This window comes from Desulfovibrio simplex (genome assembly GCF_055387835.1).
The window spans coordinates 455,001-473,950 of the sequence record NZ_AP042377.1 but is presented as its reverse complement, the minus strand read 5'-3'; the positions used below and the strand labels follow the sequence as shown (position 1 = coordinate 473,950).

11 protein-coding genes, 1 tRNA gene and 2 rRNA genes (1 of these 14 only partly in view) are annotated in these 18,950 nt (G+C 57.2%); 7 read left to right on the top strand and 7 right to left on the bottom strand.

The window, feature by feature from the left end:
• The first annotated feature begins 35 nt into the window (after positions 1-35).
• The 3 genes from ACZ5DH_RS01945 to xdh all read left to right on the top strand — a co-directional run bounded on the left by ACZ5DH_RS01945 (position 36) and on the right by xdh (position 7,072).
• Positions 36-2,810: an NAD(P)-binding protein gene (locus tag ACZ5DH_RS01945; protein ID WP_464255483.1), complete on the top strand. Its 2,775-nt coding sequence runs from the start codon at positions 36-38 to the stop codon at positions 2,808-2,810.
• Positions 2,810-4,345 (top strand): solute carrier family 23 protein, encoded by a 1,536-nt coding sequence (locus ACZ5DH_RS01940; RefSeq protein ID WP_464255482.1) that lies wholly within the window; start codon positions 2,810-2,812, stop codon positions 4,343-4,345. The genes ACZ5DH_RS01945 and ACZ5DH_RS01940 overlap by 1 nt, the downstream gene beginning before the upstream one ends.
• 93 nt (positions 4,346-4,438) lie before the next feature.
• A complete protein-coding gene (gene xdh / locus ACZ5DH_RS01935) occupies positions 4,439-7,072 on the top strand; it encodes a selenium-dependent xanthine dehydrogenase (protein WP_464255481.1) in 2,634 nt (877 codons plus the stop codon).
• Between the two features lie 199 nt (positions 7,073-7,271).
• Here xdh and ACZ5DH_RS01930 read toward each other — a convergent pair whose 3' ends face one another.
• Entirely contained in the window at positions 7,272-7,997 is a 726-nt protein-coding gene (locus ACZ5DH_RS01930) for a nucleotidyltransferase family protein (RefSeq protein ID WP_464255480.1), read from the bottom strand.
• Here ACZ5DH_RS01930 and yqeC point away from each other — a divergent pair.
• The 4 genes from yqeC to ACZ5DH_RS01910 all read left to right on the top strand — a co-directional run bounded on the left by yqeC (position 7,986) and on the right by ACZ5DH_RS01910 (position 11,400).
• On the top strand, positions 7,986-8,990 hold the full coding sequence (gene yqeC / locus ACZ5DH_RS01925) for a selenium cofactor biosynthesis protein YqeC (protein WP_464255479.1): 1,005 nt from the start codon (positions 7,986-7,988) through the stop codon (positions 8,988-8,990). The genes ACZ5DH_RS01930 and yqeC overlap by 12 nt on opposite strands.
• Positions 8,987-10,000, top strand: a complete 1,014-nt coding sequence (gene yqeB / locus ACZ5DH_RS01920) for a selenium-dependent molybdenum cofactor biosynthesis protein YqeB (protein WP_464255478.1) — start codon at positions 8,987-8,989, stop codon at positions 9,998-10,000. The genes yqeC and yqeB overlap by 4 nt, the downstream gene beginning before the upstream one ends.
• Before the next feature lie 28 nt (positions 10,001-10,028).
• Positions 10,029-10,409, top strand: a complete 381-nt coding sequence (locus ACZ5DH_RS01915) for a RidA family protein (protein WP_464255477.1) — start codon at positions 10,029-10,031, stop codon at positions 10,407-10,409.
• 550 nt (positions 10,410-10,959) lie between these two features.
• Complete coding sequence (locus tag ACZ5DH_RS01910) at positions 10,960-11,400, top strand: acyl-CoA thioesterase (protein ID WP_464255476.1); 441 nt, start codon at positions 10,960-10,962, stop codon at positions 11,398-11,400.
• A 233-nt stretch (positions 11,401-11,633) separates the two neighbouring features.
• Here ACZ5DH_RS01910 and ACZ5DH_RS01905 read toward each other — a convergent pair whose 3' ends face one another.
• The 6 genes from ACZ5DH_RS01905 to ACZ5DH_RS01880 all read right to left on the bottom strand — a co-directional run.
• The gene (locus ACZ5DH_RS01905) at positions 11,634-11,840 is read right to left on the bottom strand and encodes a tautomerase family protein (RefSeq protein ID WP_464255475.1); all 207 of its coding nucleotides are present in this window, start codon (positions 11,838-11,840) and stop codon (positions 11,634-11,636) included.
• A gap of 66 nt (positions 11,841-11,906) precedes the next feature.
• Entirely contained in the window at positions 11,907-13,103 is a 1,197-nt protein-coding gene (locus tag ACZ5DH_RS01900) for an aminotransferase-like domain-containing protein (RefSeq protein ID WP_464255474.1), read from the bottom strand.
• 186 nt (positions 13,104-13,289) lie between these two features.
• Positions 13,290-14,687 (bottom strand): aryl-sulfate sulfotransferase, encoded by a 1,398-nt coding sequence (locus ACZ5DH_RS01895; protein ID WP_464255473.1) that lies wholly within the window; start codon positions 14,685-14,687, stop codon positions 13,290-13,292.
• A gap of 1,014 nt (positions 14,688-15,701) precedes the next feature.
• Positions 15,702-15,816 (bottom strand): 5S ribosomal RNA (gene rrf, locus ACZ5DH_RS01890).
• A gap of 46 nt (positions 15,817-15,862) precedes the next feature.
• Positions 15,863-18,795: ribosomal RNA gene (locus ACZ5DH_RS01885) — 23S ribosomal RNA — on the bottom strand.
• A 149-nt stretch (positions 18,796-18,944) separates the two neighbouring features.
• A tRNA-Ala gene (locus ACZ5DH_RS01880) sits at positions 18,945-18,950 on the bottom strand (it continues 70 nt past the right edge of the window).

Here is an 18,950-nt window from a genome sequence, read left to right as displayed (position 1 = left end):
AATTTCAAAAGAAAAATGCTCTAAAAGGAGAGGTCATGACAACCGACCACATGCACGGCATGGATGCCGACCGGCTTCTGAGCTGGATACTTGAAGATCTGAGGCAGGGGTCCGCTCTGGGCATCGTCAGGGACCTGTTTTTCACCCCGGAGAAAAACGATCCCTTCCGCATGAAGCGCTACGGAATCGAGCTTGAAACTCCCCTGGGAGCCGCTGCCGGGCCGCATACCCAGATGGCCCAGAACATCATCGCGGCATGGCTGTGCGGCGCGCGTTACATGGAGCTGAAAACCGTGCAGGTGCTGGACAGCATCGCCGTGACCAAGCCCTGCATCGACATGCGGGACGAGGGCTATAACTGCGAATGGTCACAGGAACTGAGCCTGGACGGCAGTTATGAGGAATACCTCAAGGCCTGGGTACTGATTCATGTTCTGCACGCCCATTTCGGCTTTGAGGGCAGCCCGGGCATGATTTTCAACATGAGCGCCGGGTACAGCATGGAGGGCATCCTGAGCCCCACGGTGCAGCGCTTTCTGGACCGCATGCAAAACTGCGGCGACGATGTGCGCGCCATGCGGCAAAAACTGGCAAAGATATTGCCCGAAGCGGCCGACCTGGACATTCCCGCCTCCATGAGCGACAGCCTGACCATTTCCTGCATGCACGGCTGCCCGCCCGATGAGGTGGAAAAGATAGCCCTGTATTTTCTGCAGGGCCGCCGCCTCAACACCACACTCAAGATGAATCCCACCCTGCTGGGGCCGGAGCGTGTGCGCGGCATCCTCAACGAGAGCCTCGGATACACGGTGAATGTGCCCGACATCGCCTTTGAACACGACATTTCCTACGACACGGCCCTGCGCATTCTTCATAACTGCCGCCATGCCGCCGATGAACTGGGGCTGGCCTTTGGCGTCAAGCTCACCAACACGCTTGAGGCGCTCAACAGCGGCCAGAGCCTGCCGGAAAAAGAGCCTATGGTCTACATGAGCGGGCGGGCTCTCTACCCTGTTTCCATCGCCGTGGCCCGCCGCCTTCAGGACGATTTTCAGGGCGGTCTGGACATTTCGTTCTGTGCCGGGGTGGACGCCCTGAACGTGGCGGAAACCCTGGCCTGCGGGCTTGCGCCCCTGACCGTCTGCTCGGACCTGCTCAAGCCCGGCGGTTATGGTCGCCTGGCCCAGTATCTGGAAAACCTCCGCGCGACCATGCACACGGCCGGGGCAAAAAGCATAGCCGATTTCGCGCGCAAGACGGCGGGGCTGGAAGACCATACGGCCGCCGTGCTGCAAAATCTTGCCAAAACCGCCCCCCGCGCCTCTGCGCCGGATTCCCGCTATGCCAGAAGCGCCATGCGCCATACTGACGTCAAGACGTCCCGCCCCCTGCCCGCATTCGACTGCGCCGCCGCTCCCTGTATGAGCCGCTGCCCGGCAGGCCAGCATATTCCGACCTATCTTGAACGGGCGGCAGCCGGCGACTTTGACGGCGCACTGGCGGTCATCACTAATACCAACCCCTTCCCCTCCGTACTCGGGGCCATGTGCAACCAGACCTGCCGTGAAAAATGCATGCGCATACAGTATGACGATGGCCTTCAGATCAGGGAAGTGAAGGGCTGCGCGGCCCTTGTGGGACAGCGCGACCACCGCCCCGCCCCGCCCAACGGACACCGCGTTGCCGTTGTTGGCGCAGGCCCGGCCGGGCTTTCCTGCGCCTTTTTCCTGGCTTTGGCCGGATGTGAGGTAGACGTGTACGAGGGCGCCCCCCGCGCTGGCGGACGCACCCTCGGCCCCATCCTGGACAAAGGGGCCAAGGTGGCCGCTCTGGTCATTCAGGACGTGGACGCCATACTGGCCCAGGGCGTTCACCTGCACTGCGGCTGCCACGTGGGAGCCGACAAACTCGCCCGACTGGCTGCGACGGCCGATGCCGTGTACCTGTCGCCGGGCGTGGAAGAAATTTCCGTTTCCGATGAATCCGGCATTTTCCGGGCTACCTCCACCGGAAAGGGCGGCCCGCCGTCTTCTCTAGTTGCCAGCGTGGGAGAAGGACGCCGGGCTTCTGCCGCCATTCTGGCCCGCCTGGGTGTGCTGTTTGCCAACAGCCGCCCACACAGGCGGGCCGGAATGAACCTTGCCGACCTGCGCCGCCGTCAGGCCTTCCGTCTTCAGGGTATGACCAGAAATGACGCTGGCTCTGCCGAAGCTGTCAGCCGCGAGGCGGCGCGCTGCCTGCAATGCGACAGCTTCTGCGGCATTTGCGTGTCTGTCTGCCCCAACAGAGCCAATGTGCTGCTGGCCACGCAAAGCCGCACCTGGCCCATACAGCGGGCGCAAAAAAACAACGGACAAACCCGCGTGTCCACTCTGGGCACGGGCGGCATAGAACAATCCGCGCAGATCATGAACATTGGCGATTTCTGCAACGAATGCGGCAACTGCGTGGCCTTCTGTCCCTCTTCGGGCGCGCCTTACAGGGACAAACCGCGCCTGCACCTCAGCAGGGCTTCCTTTGACGCGGACGACAACGGCTTTTGGCGTAAATCCGCCGCCCTGTACATGGGCAAGCACTGCGGTAAAGCCTGGAGCCTGCGTGATGACAATGAAACCCTGGTCTATGAGGACGAAAATATGTGTGCCGTGCTTGACGCATGCAGCCTTGAAGCCAGGGAAGTAACACTCAAGCAGGATATTGATGACGTTTCGCTGTTGCCTGCAGTGCAGGCGGCGGTATGCTGTTCTCTTGTTTCGGGCAACCCCGCCCTGTCTTCCGCAATGGACGTTCAGCCAGAAGGAGACGCTTGATGACCACCCAGTCCAATCCCAATACTGCCGCCGACGCACCCGTCAGGACCAGCGAACTCATATATCCGCTGGACGCCAAACCTCCTTTCGGCATCACCCTGCTCGCCGCCCTGCAGCACATCCTGGCCATGATTCTCGGGGTCATGACGCCGCCGGTCATTGTGGCTACCGCCCTGGGCGCGCCCACCTCGGCCGTGGCTTATCTCGTGAGCATGTCGCTCTTTTTTGCCGGCCTGAGCATCATAGTGCACGCCACCCGCCCCTTCGGGCTTATAGGGTCCGGCATGCTCAACGTGCAGGCCACCAGCTTCGCCTTTCCCGCCACGCTGATCACTCTGGGCCTGGCCTTCATGCAGCAAAAAGGGCTCTCCTGGCAGGAATCCCTCAATACCCTCTTCGGCGTCTGCTTTGTGGGCTCCATCTGGCTGGTGCTCGGCAGCTATACGGTAAAATTTCTGCGCAAGGTCATCACTCACACCGTGGCGGGCATCACCGTTTTCATGATCGGCGCGTCACTTATCAAGGTGGGCGCCATAGAAATGGCGGGCGGCTTCGCCTCCAAAGCCAACGGCACCTACGGCAACCTTGACAATCTTTTCCTCGGGGGCGTGGTCATTCTTGCGGTGGTGGGCATCAACCGGCTGAAAAATCCCCTCTTCCGCATGTGTTCCCTGGTCATCGGCATGGGCGTGGGCTTTCTGGTGGCGGTTGCTATGGGCAAGGTCAACTGGGCCATTCTGAGCCAGCCGAGAGAGCTTTTCATCTTGCCCGTGCCTTTCAAGTTCGGGTTCTTTGGCTTTGACCTTCAGGCCTTCATCCTGCTGTCCTTCATTTTCCTGGTGCTGATTATTGAAGCCATAGGCGACATCACGGCCACGGCCTCCATCTCGGAACAGCCCACCTCCGGCCCGGTGTTTCGCTCACGGCTCAAGGGCGGCATCCTCTGCGGCGGCGTTTTCAGCGCTCTGGCGGCCATTTTCGGCTGTTTTCCGCAGATTACTTTTGCCCAGAACAACGGCGTCATCCAGCTTTCCGGCGTAGCCAGCCGCAAGGTGGGCGTTTTTTGCGGCGCGCTGTTCGTGCTGTTCTCCATCTTTCCTGTAGTGGTGGTTATTTTTGAGCTTCTGCCCCGGCCGGTACTCGGCGGCGCGCTTGTGGTCCTTTTCGGAACCATCGCCACGTCTGGCATACGCATTATGTCCGAACACGGCGTGACCCGCCGCGAAAGTATTGTCATCGCCGCGTCCGTGGGTGTGGGCATGATCTCCATGCTGACGCCGGAAATGTTCAACAAAATGCCGCACTTTTTCAAAATATTCTTTGAAGCCCCCGTGGTTTCCGGCGGTGTGACGGCCATGATCGTACACCAGATTCTGCCCGACGCGCCCGCCTGCATCTTCAGCGAAGAAGTGTTTAATGAAGAATGCACGCCCCTGCAGGAATTCTTCATTCCTGAAGGCGATGACAACGGCGAAAGCCCGCCCGCAGCCAAGATGGCGGCAACCAGCATGGCCAAGGACAAGCAGACCAGCTAGACGACCGCTTCAGGTCCAGCCCACGGCGGTCGCGAGCGGCGCGGACTCGCCAGCCCCTCCCCGCGGCCCGAAGCCAAGACCACAGGAGAATATATGTCATCATTCAAGGTAAACGGACGTGACGTCGTCTCAGATGCTCCGGATCGCAAGCTCCTGTCCTTTCTGCGGGAAGACCTCGGTCTTATGGGCACCAAGGACGGTTGCAGCGAAGGCGCTTGCGGCGCCTGCACAGTGCTTGTGGACGGCAAGGCCACGCGCGCCTGCGTGCCGTCACTGGCAAAACTTGAAGGCAAAAGCGTAGTCACCATCGAGGGACTCACCGAGCGTGAAAAAAACGTGTACGCCTACAGTTTCGCCAAGGCGGGCGCAGTGCAGTGCGGCTACTGCATTCCCGGTATGGTCATGAGCGCCAAGGCCCTGCTGGACGTCAACCCGGACCCGGTCCGGGCAGACGTCAAAAAGGCCATCCGGCCCAATATCTGCCGCTGCACAGGCTACGTGAAGATTGAAGACGCCATTCTGCGGGCCGCCAAACTGTTCCGGCAAGGCGACCCCGTACCCCGGGAAAACTTCACCGGCAAGCTTGGCGAGGATTTTCCGCGCCTGGACGCGCGTGAAAAAACCCTGGGCACGGGCCTGTATGTGGACGACCTCGGGCCGGAACATCCCGGCCTCGCGGGCATGCTTTACGCAGCCGGGGTCCGCAGCAAATACCCACGCGCAAGGGTGCTTGGCATCAACCCTTCAAAAGCGCTGGAGCATCCCGACGTGGTGCGCGTCATCACCGCCGACGACATACCAGGGAAAAGAATCATCGGCCATATTGTCAAGGACCAGCCCGTACTCGTGGGCGTGGGCGAAATCACGCACTTTGTCGGCGATGCCGTGGCCCTTGTGGTGACCAGAACACGGGAAGCCTTGAAGGAAGCCCTTGATCTTGTGGAAGTGGAATGGGAGGAACTGCCCCCTGTCACCTCTGCGGCCCAGGCTCTCGCCCCGGACAGCCCCAAGGTGCACCCCAATGGCAATCTGCTGCGCGAGGAAATCGTGGACCGCGGCGATGCCGCAGCAGCCATCGCCGCGTCAAGACATGTGGTCAGGCAGCGCTTTGTCCTGCCCCCCACGGACCACGCCTTTATGGAGCCGGAATGCGCCATTGGCGTGCCCGAAGGCGAGGACGGCATTCTGGTCTATACCGGCGCGCAGGGCATCTATGACGAGCAGCACGAACTGGCCGACATGCTCAACCTGCCGTACGAGAAGACGCATATACACTCCATGCTGGTGGGCGGCGGCTTTGGCGGCAAGGAAGACATGAGCGTGCAGCACCATGCGGCCCTGGCCGCATGGATTGTGAAAAAGCCCGTGAAGGTCAAATTCTCCCGGCAGGAAAGCCTGGATTTCCACCCCAAGCGGCACGCCATGGAGATCAACGTAACCCTTGGCTGTGACGAAAACGGCATCATCCAGGGAGCGGATTTCGACATCCTGTCCGATACCGGTTCCTTCGCCTCACTGGGGGGGCCTGTTTTGCAGCGCGCCTGCACCCATGCGGGCGGGCCTTACAGCTTTCAAAATTTCAAGGTGCGCGGCCGGGCCATGTATACCAACAATCCCCCGGCGGGAGCGTTTCGCGGCTTCGGCGTTACCCAGTCCGCCTTCTGTATGGAATGCGCCCTGACGCTCCTGGCCGAAAAAGCGGGCATTTCACCCTGGGAAATCCGCTACCGCAATGCCGTGAGGCCGGGGCAGGCCCTGCCCAACGGCCAGATAGCCGACCCGAGCACCGCTGTGGTGGAATGCCTTGAGGCCGTCAAGGAATCCTTTGACAAGGCGAGGCACCCCGGAATTTCAGCATGCTTCAAGAATTCCGGCGTGGGTGTGGGCCTTCCCGATACCGGCCGCTGCATCGCCTCCGTGGAAAAAGGCAGAATACATCTGCGCAGCAGCGCCGCCTGCATAGGTCAGGGCATGGCCACGGTCATGCTGCAAATGGCTTGCGAAAGTACAGGATTTGCCCCGGATGTCTTCTTTGTCGAGCCGCCGGACACCATCCGTACCCCCAATTCCGGCACCACCACGGCCTCGCGCCAGACCGTGTTCACCGGCGAGGCCACGGTACGCGCCACCGCACAACTGAAACAGGCGCTGGAAGAAATCATCGAAGAAGAACAGATCTCGTGGCACGAAGCGCTGCAACACCTTGAAGGCAGAGAATTTCTGGGCGAATTCCTGGGCGTCACAGACCCCATGGGCAGCGACAAACCAAATCCCGTCAGCCATGTGGCGTACGGCTATGCGGCCTTGGTCGTCGACATCGACGACGACGGAAAAATCATCTCCATCCACGGGGCCTATGACGCGGGGCGTGTGGCCAACCCGGCTGCTGCCCAGGGCCAGCTTGAAGGCGGCATCGTCATGGGCATGGGCTACGCCCTGACCGAGGATTTCAAGATGGAAGACGGCTACCCCAAGAACAAGTACGGCACGCTTGGCCTTTTCAGGGCTACAGAGGTTCCCGAGATACGCACGCAATTTGTCGACAACAAGAATTGGGGTCCTTTTGGCAAGGGCGGCAAGGGCGTGGGCGAACTGGCCTCAATCCCTGCCACGCCAGCCATCCAGGGGGCCTATTATCATCTGGACGGGGTTTTTCGCACATCGCTGCCTTTGAAAAACACCTTTTATAAAAAAGCTCCCAAACCCAAGGATCCTAGAGCAGATTAACTTTGAAATGCTTCACATTTCAAAGTTTTCATTCAGCCGAAAAATGTGATTTTCGGCTGAATCCACGCCACGTTGTGGCGGCTGCCGCCTTCGCGACAGCTGGAGCAATTTCAAAATGAAATTGCTCCAAAAACTGATTCTCCCGGGCGCGCTCCCGGCAACAGGGCATCACAGCATGGCAGAAGGGCGGCAAAGAACATCATTCCCGCGGCTGCTCCAGACGGAGCAGGGCCTCGTACTGCTCAGGCGTGTCAATATCCGCCAGTACGTGCGGCTCGGACATTTGCACATACTGGCATGCCTCCGGGTGCGCGTCCCGCACGCCCCGGCCGCCCTCGTCGCCCCACCGCTGCAGAAGCTCGGCGCGGAAACGCGCCGGAAAAAATACGGGGCTGGCGGGGCGACCGCCAGCCTTCGGCACTACAATATGCTCCGGCGAAGCCCGTTCAAGCAGGGCCAGCACCGCTTCCCGGTGCAGCAGGGGCTGGTCGCCGGTAAAATACATATAGCCATCTGCCCCGGATGCCGCTGTTCCCAGGCGCAGACTGGCGGCCTGCCCTTCTTCGGGGGCATGGTTGATTACTGTTCTGAAGCCCGGCGGCAGCTCTTCATGCTGCTCCAGCCAGTGCAGGGTCTGCTCCGTGGTGACAAGTATGCGCTCGGCATAGGGCAGGGAGGCAACCAGGGCCAGACTGCGGCCAAGAAGGCTGCTGTTTCCAAAGGGGAGCAACAGCTTGTTTTTTCCCATACGCCGGGACAGTCCGGCGGCAAGTACGATGGCGGCTATGTTCATGACGGTCATAAAGAGGCTGGGGTTAACGGTCTGACGTGCGACGGTTCCAGCATGGGGCTTATCCGGCCCGCTGACAACCCAAAATCCGGCCCTGGCGGCCAGAAAACGGATGTTTTTCCCATGGCACGACACATGACGCCGACCACGCCCGCTGAAACACGGACGGACATCGCCCGTATCCTTGGCCTGCGGTCTGGAGACAGGGTCTGCCTCATCGGCAGCGGCGGCAAAAGCACGCTCATGAGCGCCCTGGCTGGCTGTTTTCCGTCTTTGCCCGTGCTCTTGGGCACAACAACCAAAATATTCGCTCCTTCTCCGCAAAGCTACAGGGCCTTTCTGGATCAGGTCGCCGCCGAAGACCTGCTGTGCGCCTGGGCCGAGAAAAGGCACGCCCCCGAACCGGGCATCTACCTTGCCTGTGGCCGCGCCATTTCGTCCGGCAGCGGCCGGACCACTCCCAATGCCAAGCCCACCGCCCCCTCAGAGCGGGAAATGCACTGGTTTCACGAAGCCCGTAACAACTCCCAAGCATTGCCGTCCGGCGCTTCCGCCAAGTCTGTCGATGAGGCCATGGCCGCTTACAAGTTGCTGCCGCTGCCCCACAAAATATATGAAAACCTGAGCGGTCATGACGGCCCGTTTCGTCTGCTGCTGCTTGAGGCCGACGGCTCGCGCATGCTCCCCCTCAAGGGATGGGGCCCGCAGGAACCTGTGGTGCCGGACTTTACCACGGTCACCATCGGGGTCATTCCCGTCCGCCTTCTGGGGCGCCCCCTTGATTCCCGCCACGTACACCGCTGGCCCGTTTTCAAAGAACTTTCCGGGCTGCGTGAAGGCGAAGAGTTGCAGGCCGATCACCTTGCCGCTGTCATCAGCGGCTCTTGCGGCCTGTTCGCGCACGCCAGAGGGCGGAAAATCCTTTTTTTCAGCCAAATTGAAGACGCTGTCGCCCTGGATCAGGCCAGCCGCGTTGTTGACGCACTGTCGCCGGAAACTCTGGCCAATCTGGATTGTATTGTGGCCGGCAGCGCCCGGCACGGCCGGGCCATCCGCATGCAGGGCGCGGATACGAACGGCCCGCCTCAGCGCGCCCGCACCGCAAACGCCATTCAGGAGGGGGTATGATGTACAATCAGGATGTGATCGCGGTGCGCGGCGGCGGCGATCTGGCCACAGGCGTGGTGCAGAAGCTCTGGCGGGCTGGCTTCAGGACGGCGGTGCTGGAAGTGCCGCAGCCCCTGGCCATTCGCAGAAACGTGGCCGTCAGTTCGGCAGTGTCGGAGGGAGAATTTCAGGTGGAGGATATGCGCGCCCGCCTGGTGGCCGCTCCTGCCGACTGCGCCCGTGCCTGGGCTGACGGGGTCGTTCCCGTGCTTGTCGATCCCGAAGCCGAGAGTCTTGCGTGGCTTCGACCAGCCGTTCTGGTGGACGCCATCATTGCCAAGCGCAACCTGGGAACCCATCGAAACATGGCTCCCCTGACCATAGCTCTGGGACCGGGCTTCAGCGCGCCGGAAGACGTGGACGCCGTTATTGAAACCATGCGCGGGCATGATCTGGGGCGGCTTGTCCTCAGTGGCGCGGCTCTGCCCAATACCGGCATTCCCGGCGAGCTGGGCGGCAAGAGCGCTGAGCGCGTGGTGCGCGCGCCAAGGGCGGGAATGGTCAGGCACGTCCGGAGTCTTGGCGACTGCGTAACCAGCGGAGAAACGCTTTTCACAGTGGACGGCGCCCCCGTGCCCTCTCCACTGAGCGGGCTGCTGCGCGGCCTCATCACTGAAGGCATGTACGTGTCTCAGGGGCTCAAATGCGCGGATGTGGACCCGCGCCCGGCGGAACATGTGAACTGGCAAAGCATTTCCGACAAGGCACGCTGCCTGGGAGGAGTCGTTCTGGAGGCCTGCTTCTATCTGGCCCGTCTGCGCGGCGTGATTCTGGCCCCCTTACGTCAGGAATATTCCCGGCACGCCATGGTGCAACAGCACCAGCCTGCAACGGAAGCGCCAGACAGGATCCTGCAAATGCCGCTTGAAACACGCCTCGCCTGGCGGCATCGCAGACGGCAGGCTAAAGCCACGGGACCGGCCTTCATGCACCCATTTTCCAGAAAAAGACGATTGTTAAACCTGTTTTAAGCACGCACAGTCAACCAAGGATACTGCAATGAATGCAACCACTGTAATCTCCACCGACAAGGCCCCCGCCGCCATCGGCCCCTATTCCCAGGCCATTTCCACCGGATCGCTGATATTCACATCCGGCCAGCTTCCCCTGAAGCCCGGCTCCAAAGAGATTCCGGACAATATCAAGGATCAGGCGCGGGCATCGCTGTCCAATGTCAAAGCCATTCTGGAAGAGGCCGGCTCCTCCATGCAAAAGGTGGTTAAAACCACGGTTTACCTTACCGACATCAGTGACTTTGCGTCCGTCAACGAAGTATACGCGGAGTTTTTTTCCGCGCCTTTTCCGGCCAGAAGCTGCTTTGCCGTCAAGGCCCTGCCTCTTGGGGCCAGAGTGGAAATAGAAGTCATCGCCTCCGTATAACCTGTATGCACGCCAACGGGCGTTCCGGTTATCCATTTTTTGCGATGGAACGCCTGTGACCATTGCTCACGCCGGCGGAGCATTCCGGCAACGGCTGACTCTTCCTCGCAACTCCACTACAATAACTCTTCTGCCATTTATGGACACCACGGGGCCTGCGCTTATGCGCAGGCCCCGGCTGGCGCTGGTTCTGTGTTCCCAACTGCCTTCAGGGCGCGGGCTAGAGCATTTTCACTTTGAAATTGCTCTGGCGACTGCGTGAGCAGGCGCCCGCAGCGAAGGCGTAAGCGCAATTTATTTGCGCTGTTAAGCGCCGAAGTATGCGTGTCTTAAACTTTGAGAATGTCCATTCTCAAAGTTAATCTGGTCTAAAAGTGCGGCCACCACCTGTCAGATTGCCGCAAGGACGCGTCTGACATCGCGCCGGCCCATTGCCTTTACGCCACGGCATTGCTGGTCACGGCATCCCGTCGCCATGACGGGACTTTTCCTTTGCCGGCTTCCGGCGTATCCTGTCTTCAACACAGCTTAATTTTCGGAGTGATTCGGGATGTCCATTTTCAGACAAACAATACACATTTCCGACCAGGATATCGACAGACAGGGCCGGGTTAACAACGTTTGCTATGTGCAGTGGATGCAGGACCTGGCCACGGCGCACACCGCCGCCAAGGGCTGGGACATGGCCCGCTATGAGGAACTGGCGCAGGGCTGGGTAGTGCGGCGTCACTCCGTTGTCTACAAGCGCCCGGCCGTGCTTGGCGAGGACATTGTGGCAACCACATGGATAGCCTCATTCGCCTCCCGCCAGTGCATACGCCGTTACCGCTTTGTGCGTGAATCTGATGATGCCGTGCTGGTTGAGGCCGAAACGCAATGGGTATACATCGACCTCACCAGCGGGCGGCCTGTCAGAATACCTGAAGAGCTCATGGCTGTGTTTGAATGTATTGCCGACGACAACGGGGGCAAAGATTTTTTGCCGACGTAGGGCGGATTGCCCGTGCACCCAGACATCCGCAAAGGCTGCCGCTCGCGGGTACGGCTTCAGACCACGCATGTGGGCGCAGGCACTGGCTCCCAAACCCAGGTCCGCGGATACTGCGAAACAGCGGTTTTGCCAGGCCCGCTTAGGCGCGTAACCGCGCAGACACCCTGCGCTTACGCCCTCAGGGCGAGCGCCTGCTCCCGCAATCGCCAAAGCCGTTTCAAAGAGAAATTGTCTTAGCCCATCTTTCTGCGTTCGGTGATGCTCTGCCCGCCAATGCCCCAGTTGTCCATGTCCACTTCTTCAATAATGACCACGGTGGTGGCAGGATTTTTGTCAAGCACGCGCACCAGCAGGTCTGTCACGCCCTTGATCAGTTCTGCCTTCTGTTCCGTGGTTGGAGCCTCTTTGCCGCCTGTCACCTTGATATTCACGAATGGCATATCGTCCTCCAGGATTTTGTGTACCCTGCGCCGTAGCTCGCCAGCCTGCCGGAAACGCGCATTATTTTACCGCGCCCTGGCTAGGTGCTCGTTCAGCACATCAGCCAGGATGGAAACGCCTTCTTCAATACGGGCTTCTTCCATATTGGAAAAGTTCAGTCGCAGGGTATTTTCCTGCCCGCCGTTTGGAAAAAACGACCCGCCTGGGACAAAGGCAACTTTGCGCTTTACGCAAGCATCAAGGATTGTTCGAGAATCCATTGATTTTGGTAAGGTCACCCAGGCAAAAAGTCCCCCTTCCGGCCGGGTGAAGCGAACTTCCTGAGGAAAATGCCGCCCCAGCGCAGAAAGCAGAACATCGCGTCTATTTTTATACACGCCAAGAATGTTCCTGATGTGAGCATCAATATCATGCTTTTCAAGATAGGCGGCGATTATGGCCTGGACAAAAGTATTGCTTTGCAAATCAACGCCTTGCTTAACAAGAACGTATTTTTGCACGATGTCTTTTTTACCGGCTACCCAACCGATTCTAAAACCCGGACAGAGTATTTTTGAGAATGACCCAAAAGAAATGACCAGGCCTTCTTTGTCAAACGACTGCACTGACGGAAGAAATTTGCCTTCAAAGCGCAATTCGCCATAAGGGTTATCCTCCAGAACCATAACCCTGTGCTGGGCGGCCAGCTCGGCAAGCCGCCTACGGCGGTCCAAACTCATGGTTAGCCCTGTAGGATTCTGAAAGTTGGGGATCACATAAATCCCCTTGACCCGCGTGGTCGTTTCAAGAAGTTTGGCAAGATCATCCATGCGCATGCCGTCCTCGTCAGTGGGCACTTCAACAAAACGGCAGCCATAAGCCCTGAAAGCGGTAATCGCCGCAAGATAGGTCGGGCTTTCGCACAGGATGACGTCACCTTCATCAATAAAAACCTTGCCACTGAGATCCAGCCCCTGCTGTGACCCATTGGTTATCAATATATTGTCTTCCTTGAAAACAGTGCCCAACGTGGCGTTCATTCTGTCCGCTATCCATCGGCGTAAAGGAGGATAGCCTTCAGTCGTGGCATACTGCAAAGCTCTTTGACCGTCGTGCGCCAGCACTGAAACGCACAAGTCGCTGATGGCCTTAATGGGAAAGAGTTCGGGCGCGGGCAGGCCTCCGGCAAAGGAGATAACATCAGGCTGTTCGGTAATCTTTAAAAGTTCACGTATTTCAGAGGCTTTTAAATTTGAAATTCTTTGCGCATAGGCCTTGTTCATTGCGACACCTTCAGAATTGAAAAATATTTTTGCCTGGGATGCCTATCCTCGTTTCTTACTAATACAAAATCAAGCAAAATCACTGTCATATTTACCAAGCAAACCTTGCTGTGATTGCCCGCAAAAACGGCGCGGATGATTTTGCATCCGCGCCGTGTACCCTATTGCGCTCTTGTAATGGCGTGTTTACTTTTTATTCATTTCAAACCATTTTTTTCCGTCCGTGACGATATACCCTTTGGGCGAAAGGTCCTTGCCCATAAGGCCGGGGTAGTCGGGAGCGTAACGGTAGGCGCGATGGATCATGTTCTGGTACATGTGTGTTACAGGGACGCCCTTGGGGGTGCGCAACACGTGTTCCGCGTCCAGCATGATCGGGGTGTTCTTACCTTCCATGATAGGGCTGATGAACTCCCATACGACTTTTTTATCACGAGTGACCTCAAAAAGGTGGCCGTGCTGGGTGGAGGTGACAAAATAGTTGCCGTTGGGCAGCTTTTGCGCTGCGCCCTGGCGGTAACTGAAGAAACTGTTGCCATCGTTGGCCGCGTATTCCCAAACAATCTTGCCGGTGGTCATGTCGACTTCCAGCACGCGGGAGCGGTTGGGCTCGGCGCGTTCAGAACCGTTATCGAATATGGACATCATGTTTTCCCCAATCATAGCGGCATGATGCGAGCCAAAAATGATCTGGGACTGATCGTCATACCATGTGGGCCCCTGGCCTTTGCCGTGGGACGAGGGGTTGCCCCAGCGCCATTCAATTTTGCCGGTCTTTTTGTCGATAAGCAGGGCTTCGGAAAAGTTGCGCGAATTTACGAGAACTTTATCGTTTCCGTCTTTACCAGGCACAAATTCCACCGTGTTAAAGTGCGACCAGTCATAGTTGTCGTACCCTGCTCCAACTTTTTTGGGGACGACATAGTTGGGGTCGAGCTGGTCCTGTCCCTTGCCTACATGATCGATAAGATGCCATTCCCACACGGTTTTGCCGTTTTTGTCCACCTCGCGCACAAAGTCTACCCAAAAGTCGGTGTGCGGCTTGCCCTTGATCATTACGGGTTCTGTGGGGACGGTTTTGGGGTCACGGCCCTTGGCGACCATTTTGTCGTTGGAGATCCGCTCCCAACCCAGAATCAGGGTGTTGCCGTTGGGCATGCGGTCAAAGGTATGGTGCGAGATATGATCCTTGTCGGCCATGCGGTACGACCAAACCACATTGCCGTCCCAATCCACTTCATCAAGAATGCCCGCCCAGCCACCGATCTGTGCGTTCGCATCTTCGTCTTTCACATTGCGCAACAAAAGCAGATTGCCGTTAGGCAGCAGGCGCGAGTGAAAACTGGAACCCTCGGCGCCTTTGACTTCCCAGGTGTGGACAATATTGCCCTCCATATCTATAAGATAGGTAACTTTGTTGTTTTCGGTGGGAGTGAATAGCGTATAGCCGTTAAAACACTTGTCTTTTTCGTAATACAATACACCAGTGGGCCCGTTATGAAGCTCGTAGGCAACCGCATTGACGGCAAAAGAAACAGCGAAGGCAAAAACCAGAAGCGTAAGGCGCTTGAATCTCGTTCTCATAACCTCTCCTCTGTTCAAGTGAAGTGCGAATTACCCTCCCCGTGAGGACATATTTTGGTTGTGACAGACTTCACTATCCACCAATGTAGTATAAACGACATTTTTGCGGGCTCTTGGCATTTTATCACCCAACGTGCCACTGTTGTTCATTATTTTTTTGAAGTGCAATCAGAACTGCTATCCGAGAATCTTAGTATGGCATATCAGACAGTTACGCCTCTTGCAGCGCGACATGTTTGTGGTGTGTCGCTCGCAAGGCCCGCGCCAGCGCCCTGAAATCTATTCAGGTTCAAGAAACTCAACTACTTTGCGTTTATTAAGAAATGGAAGGCTTTTCTATGCCATACTATGGCCGTTGGATGACACGAGGTCATTTTTAGATACGGCTGCACGCCGTTTAAACGTGAGCCCGTCAACCAATCGGTTGCTGGCATTGCGCGGCGCGGAGGGAGATCGCCGAGCGCAGCGAGGAAGCTCCCGCAGCAGGTGCCGCGCAGCCCTCGCCGGGTGACGGGATATGGAAAGCTCCAGGGGGTTGTCCGGGGGGAGTGCAGAGGGGGCCTCGGAGGGGCGCAGCCCCTAACAGGCCCCCTCTGCCGCCCGCCGCGCAGGCGGCCCAAATAAGGGACATTGGAAATAGCATGGAATAAGGCTGGGCATGGCCAGTAATCACAGCGGAGGGAAGAAAGGAGAACGAAGGGGGGAAGAACGCCTTGTCGCAGAAAAGTAAAAAGCCCTTCGCGCTTTAGCAGCGAAGGGCTTTTTAAAAGATGTTGGCAGCGGTCTACTTTCCCACATGACGTTGCCTTAGCCGTAGGCGAGGCACGAGCCGTACGGATAAGGACAGTGGAGCCGCAGGCGTAGGAGCCATGGCGACTTACGCCTGTCGTGCGGAAATGCCTTAGCCGTTAGCGCTGCAAGCGCTTTACGGATAAGGACAGCAGAGCGAAGAAATACCTTAGGCGTAAAATAACAAAGCTCCCCGCGCGAGATGCAGCGGGGAGCTTTAAAAGATGTTGGCAGCGGTCTACTTTCCCACATGACGTTATGCAGTATCATCGACGATGGAGAGCTTAACTTCCAAGTTCGGAATGGGATTGGGTGTACCCTCTCCTCCATGGCTACCAACAAAGTTGTCAAATATATAATTGACAGGGAAGGAAGGAGTTTTTTTCATAAACAAGCCGCACGGGCTATTAGTACTGGTCAGCTCCGCATCTCGCGACGCTTCCACCTCCAGCCTATCAACGAGGTAGTCTACCTCGGCCCTTCAGGGATTGCTCCAGGGAGAACTTATCTTAAGGCAGGCTTCCCGCTTAGATGCTTTCAGCGGTTATCCCTTCCGCACATAGCTACCCTGCTGTGCCGTTGGCACGACAACAGGTCCACCAGGGGTGCGTCCATCCCGGTCCTCTCGTACTAGGGACAGGCCCTTTCAATTCTCCAGCGCCCACAGAAGATAGGGACCAAACTGTCTCACGACGTTTTAAACCCAGCTCGCGTACCACTTTAAACGGCGAACAGCCGTACCCTTGGGACCTGCTTCAGCCCCAGGATGTGATGAGCCGACATCGAGGTGCCAAACCGCATCGTCGATGTGAACTCTTGGATGCGATCAGCCTGTTATCCCCGGCGTACCTTTTATCCAATGAGCGATGGCCCTTCCATTCGGGACCACCGGATCACTAACACCTACTTTCGTACCTGCTCGAGATGTCTCTCTTGCAGTCAAGCTCCCTTATGCGTTTGCACTCGACGGCTGGTTTCCAATCAGCCTGAGGGAACCTTTGCATGCCTCCGTTACACTTTAGGAGGCGACCGCCCCAGTCAAACTACCCACCAGACACTGTTCCCTCACCGGATAACGGTAGAGGGTTAGGGACCTGAAAAAACAAGGGTGGTATTTCAACAATGACTCCCTCCATACTAGCGTACAGAGTTCACAGTCTCCCACCTATCCTACACATGCAGTTCCAAATCCCAATGTCAAGCTATAGTAAAGGTGCACAGGGTCTTTCCGTCTTTCTGCGGGTACACGGCATTTTCACCGCGACTTCAATTTCACCGAGTCTCTGGCCGAGACAGTGTGGAGATCGTTACGCCATTCGTGCAGGTCGGAACTTACCCGACAAGGAATTTCGCTACCTTAGGACCGTTATAGTTACGGCCGCCGTTTACCGGGGCTTCAATTCAAAGCTTCGCTTGCGCTGACCTCTCCTTTTAACCTTCCGGCACCGGGCAGGCGTCAGTCCGTATACGTCGTCTTTAGGACTTCGCACAGACCTATGTTTTTAGTAAACAGTCGCCACCACCATTTCACTGCGGCTCCCTCAGGCTCATTAAGTGAATCAATTTCACCCGAAGGAGCACCCCTTCTTCCGAAGGTACGGGGTTATTTTGCCGAGTTCCTTGGCCAGAGTTCTCTCGAGCGCCTTGGATTATTCATCCCACCCACCTGAGTTGGTTTTCGGTACGGTTTGCATGTTCTATACTTAGAAGCTTTTCTAGGCAGTAGAGGCTCAACGGCTTCAGACCTTACGGTCACGGACTCGCGTCTCGGCGTAAAGAAGTGCGGATTTGCCTGCACCTCACGCCTACCTGCTTGCACCGGGTAATCCAACACCCGGACCGTCTACCTTCCTGCGTCCCTCCATCGCGCGAACATACAAGTACGTGAATATTAACACGTTTCCCATCAACTACGCCTTTCAGCCTCGCCTTAGGGACCGACTAACCCTGGGAAGATTACCTTTACCCAGGAAACCTTGGGTTTACGGCGAACGGGTTTTTCACCCGTTTTATCGTTACTCATGTCAGCATAATCACTTCTCCACAGTCCAGCATGCTTTACAACACACCTTCTGCCCGTGAAGAACGCTCCCCTACCAGACCGCATACGCGGAATTCAAAGCTTCGGTACTATGCTTAGCCCCGTTACATTTTCGGCGCAACGTCATTAGACCAGTGAGCTATTACGCTTTCTTTAAACGATGGCTGCTTCTAAGCCAACGTCCTGGGTGTCTCTACAACGTCACCACCTTAACCACTGAGCATAGATTTGGAGACCTTAGCTGTTGATCTGGGCTCTTACCCTCTCGACAATGGACCTTAGCACCCACTGTCTGACTCCCATGGTACATCTGACCGGCATTCTGAGTTTGAAAGAGTTTGGTAATCTGGTAGGACCCCTAGCTCTGTCAGTGCTTTACCTCCGGTAGACAATCCATGAGGCTATACCTCAATATATTTCGGGGAGAACCAGCTATCACCGGGTTTGATTGGCCTTTCACCCCTATCCACAAGTCATCCCAAGCGTTTTCAGCCGCTAAGGGTTCGGTCCTCCACAAGGCTTTACCCTTGCTTCAACCTGCTCATGGATAGATCACCCGGTTTCGGGTCTAATCCGCACTACTTATCGCCCTTATCAGACTCGCTTTCGCTACGGCTCCACTTACGCTTAACCTTGCAGTACAGATTAACTCGCTGACTCATTATGCAAAAGGCACGTGGTCACCCCGCAAGGAGGCTCCCACAGCTTGTAAGCATCAGGTTTCAGATTCTATTTCACTCCCCTGACAGGGGTTCTTTTCACCTTTCCCTCACGGTACTGGTGCACTATCGGTCGACGGTTAGTACTTAGCCTTGGAAGATGGTCCTCCCAGATTCCCACGAGGTTTCACGTGCCTCGCAGTACTCAGGTACCGGCTGTGTCGTTTTCGGGTTCGGGTACGGGGCTATCACCCGCTCTGGCGAAGCTTTCCAGCTTCCTTCCCCTGCCTAATCGCGAATCACGTATGCCGGCCCTACAACCCCGCCAGGACGAATCCTGACGGTTTAGGCTCTTCCCCCTTCGCTCGCCGCTACTGAGGGAGTCTCGTTTGATTTCCTTTCCTTCAGGTACTGAGATGTTTCACTTCCCTGAGTTGGCTTCTTGCAAGCTATGTATTCACTTGCAGATGACGGGACATGACTCCCGCCGGGTTTCCCCATTCAGACATCCACGGATCAAAGAATGTTTAGCTTCTCCCCGAGGCTTATCGCAGCTTACCGCGTCTTTCATCGCCTTCCGTCGCCAAGGCATCCACCCGATGCTCTTGTTTGCTTGTTTTTCTCGAAAAAAACTTCCTTCCATCCCTATGCAATTGTTAAAGAGCCGACCCTCTCGGGTCCGCCAAGCTCTGCGCTTGGTTGACATTCGCGTGACCAATTTGTCACTCGCCTGTTGCCAAACGCGGCGTGGCATCGAGTATGTTGGTTTGGTGG

Coding starts and splice junctions, on each gene's coding strand:
- ACZ5DH_RS01895 (WP_464255473.1), bottom strand. CDS start 14,687: ATGAGAACGAGATTCAAGCGCCTTACGCTTCTGGTTTTTGCCTTCGCT.
- ACZ5DH_RS01940 (WP_464255482.1), top strand. CDS start 2,810: ATGACCACCCAGTCCAATCCCAATACTGCCGCCGACGCACCCGTCAGG.
- ACZ5DH_RS01910 (WP_464255476.1), top strand. CDS start 10,960: ATGTCCATTTTCAGACAAACAATACACATTTCCGACCAGGATATCGAC.
- ACZ5DH_RS01915 (WP_464255477.1), top strand. CDS start 10,029: ATGAATGCAACCACTGTAATCTCCACCGACAAGGCCCCCGCCGCCATC.
- yqeC (WP_464255479.1), top strand. CDS start 7,986: ATGGCACGACACATGACGCCGACCACGCCCGCTGAAACACGGACGGAC.
- ACZ5DH_RS01900 (WP_464255474.1), bottom strand. CDS start 13,103: ATGAACAAGGCCTATGCGCAAAGAATTTCAAATTTAAAAGCCTCTGAA.
- ACZ5DH_RS01905 (WP_464255475.1), bottom strand. CDS start 11,840: ATGCCATTCGTGAATATCAAGGTGACAGGCGGCAAAGAGGCTCCAACC.
- yqeB (WP_464255478.1), top strand. CDS start 8,987: ATGATGTACAATCAGGATGTGATCGCGGTGCGCGGCGGCGGCGATCTG.
- xdh (WP_464255481.1), top strand. CDS start 4,439: ATGTCATCATTCAAGGTAAACGGACGTGACGTCGTCTCAGATGCTCCG.
- ACZ5DH_RS01945 (WP_464255483.1), top strand. CDS start 36: ATGACAACCGACCACATGCACGGCATGGATGCCGACCGGCTTCTGAGC.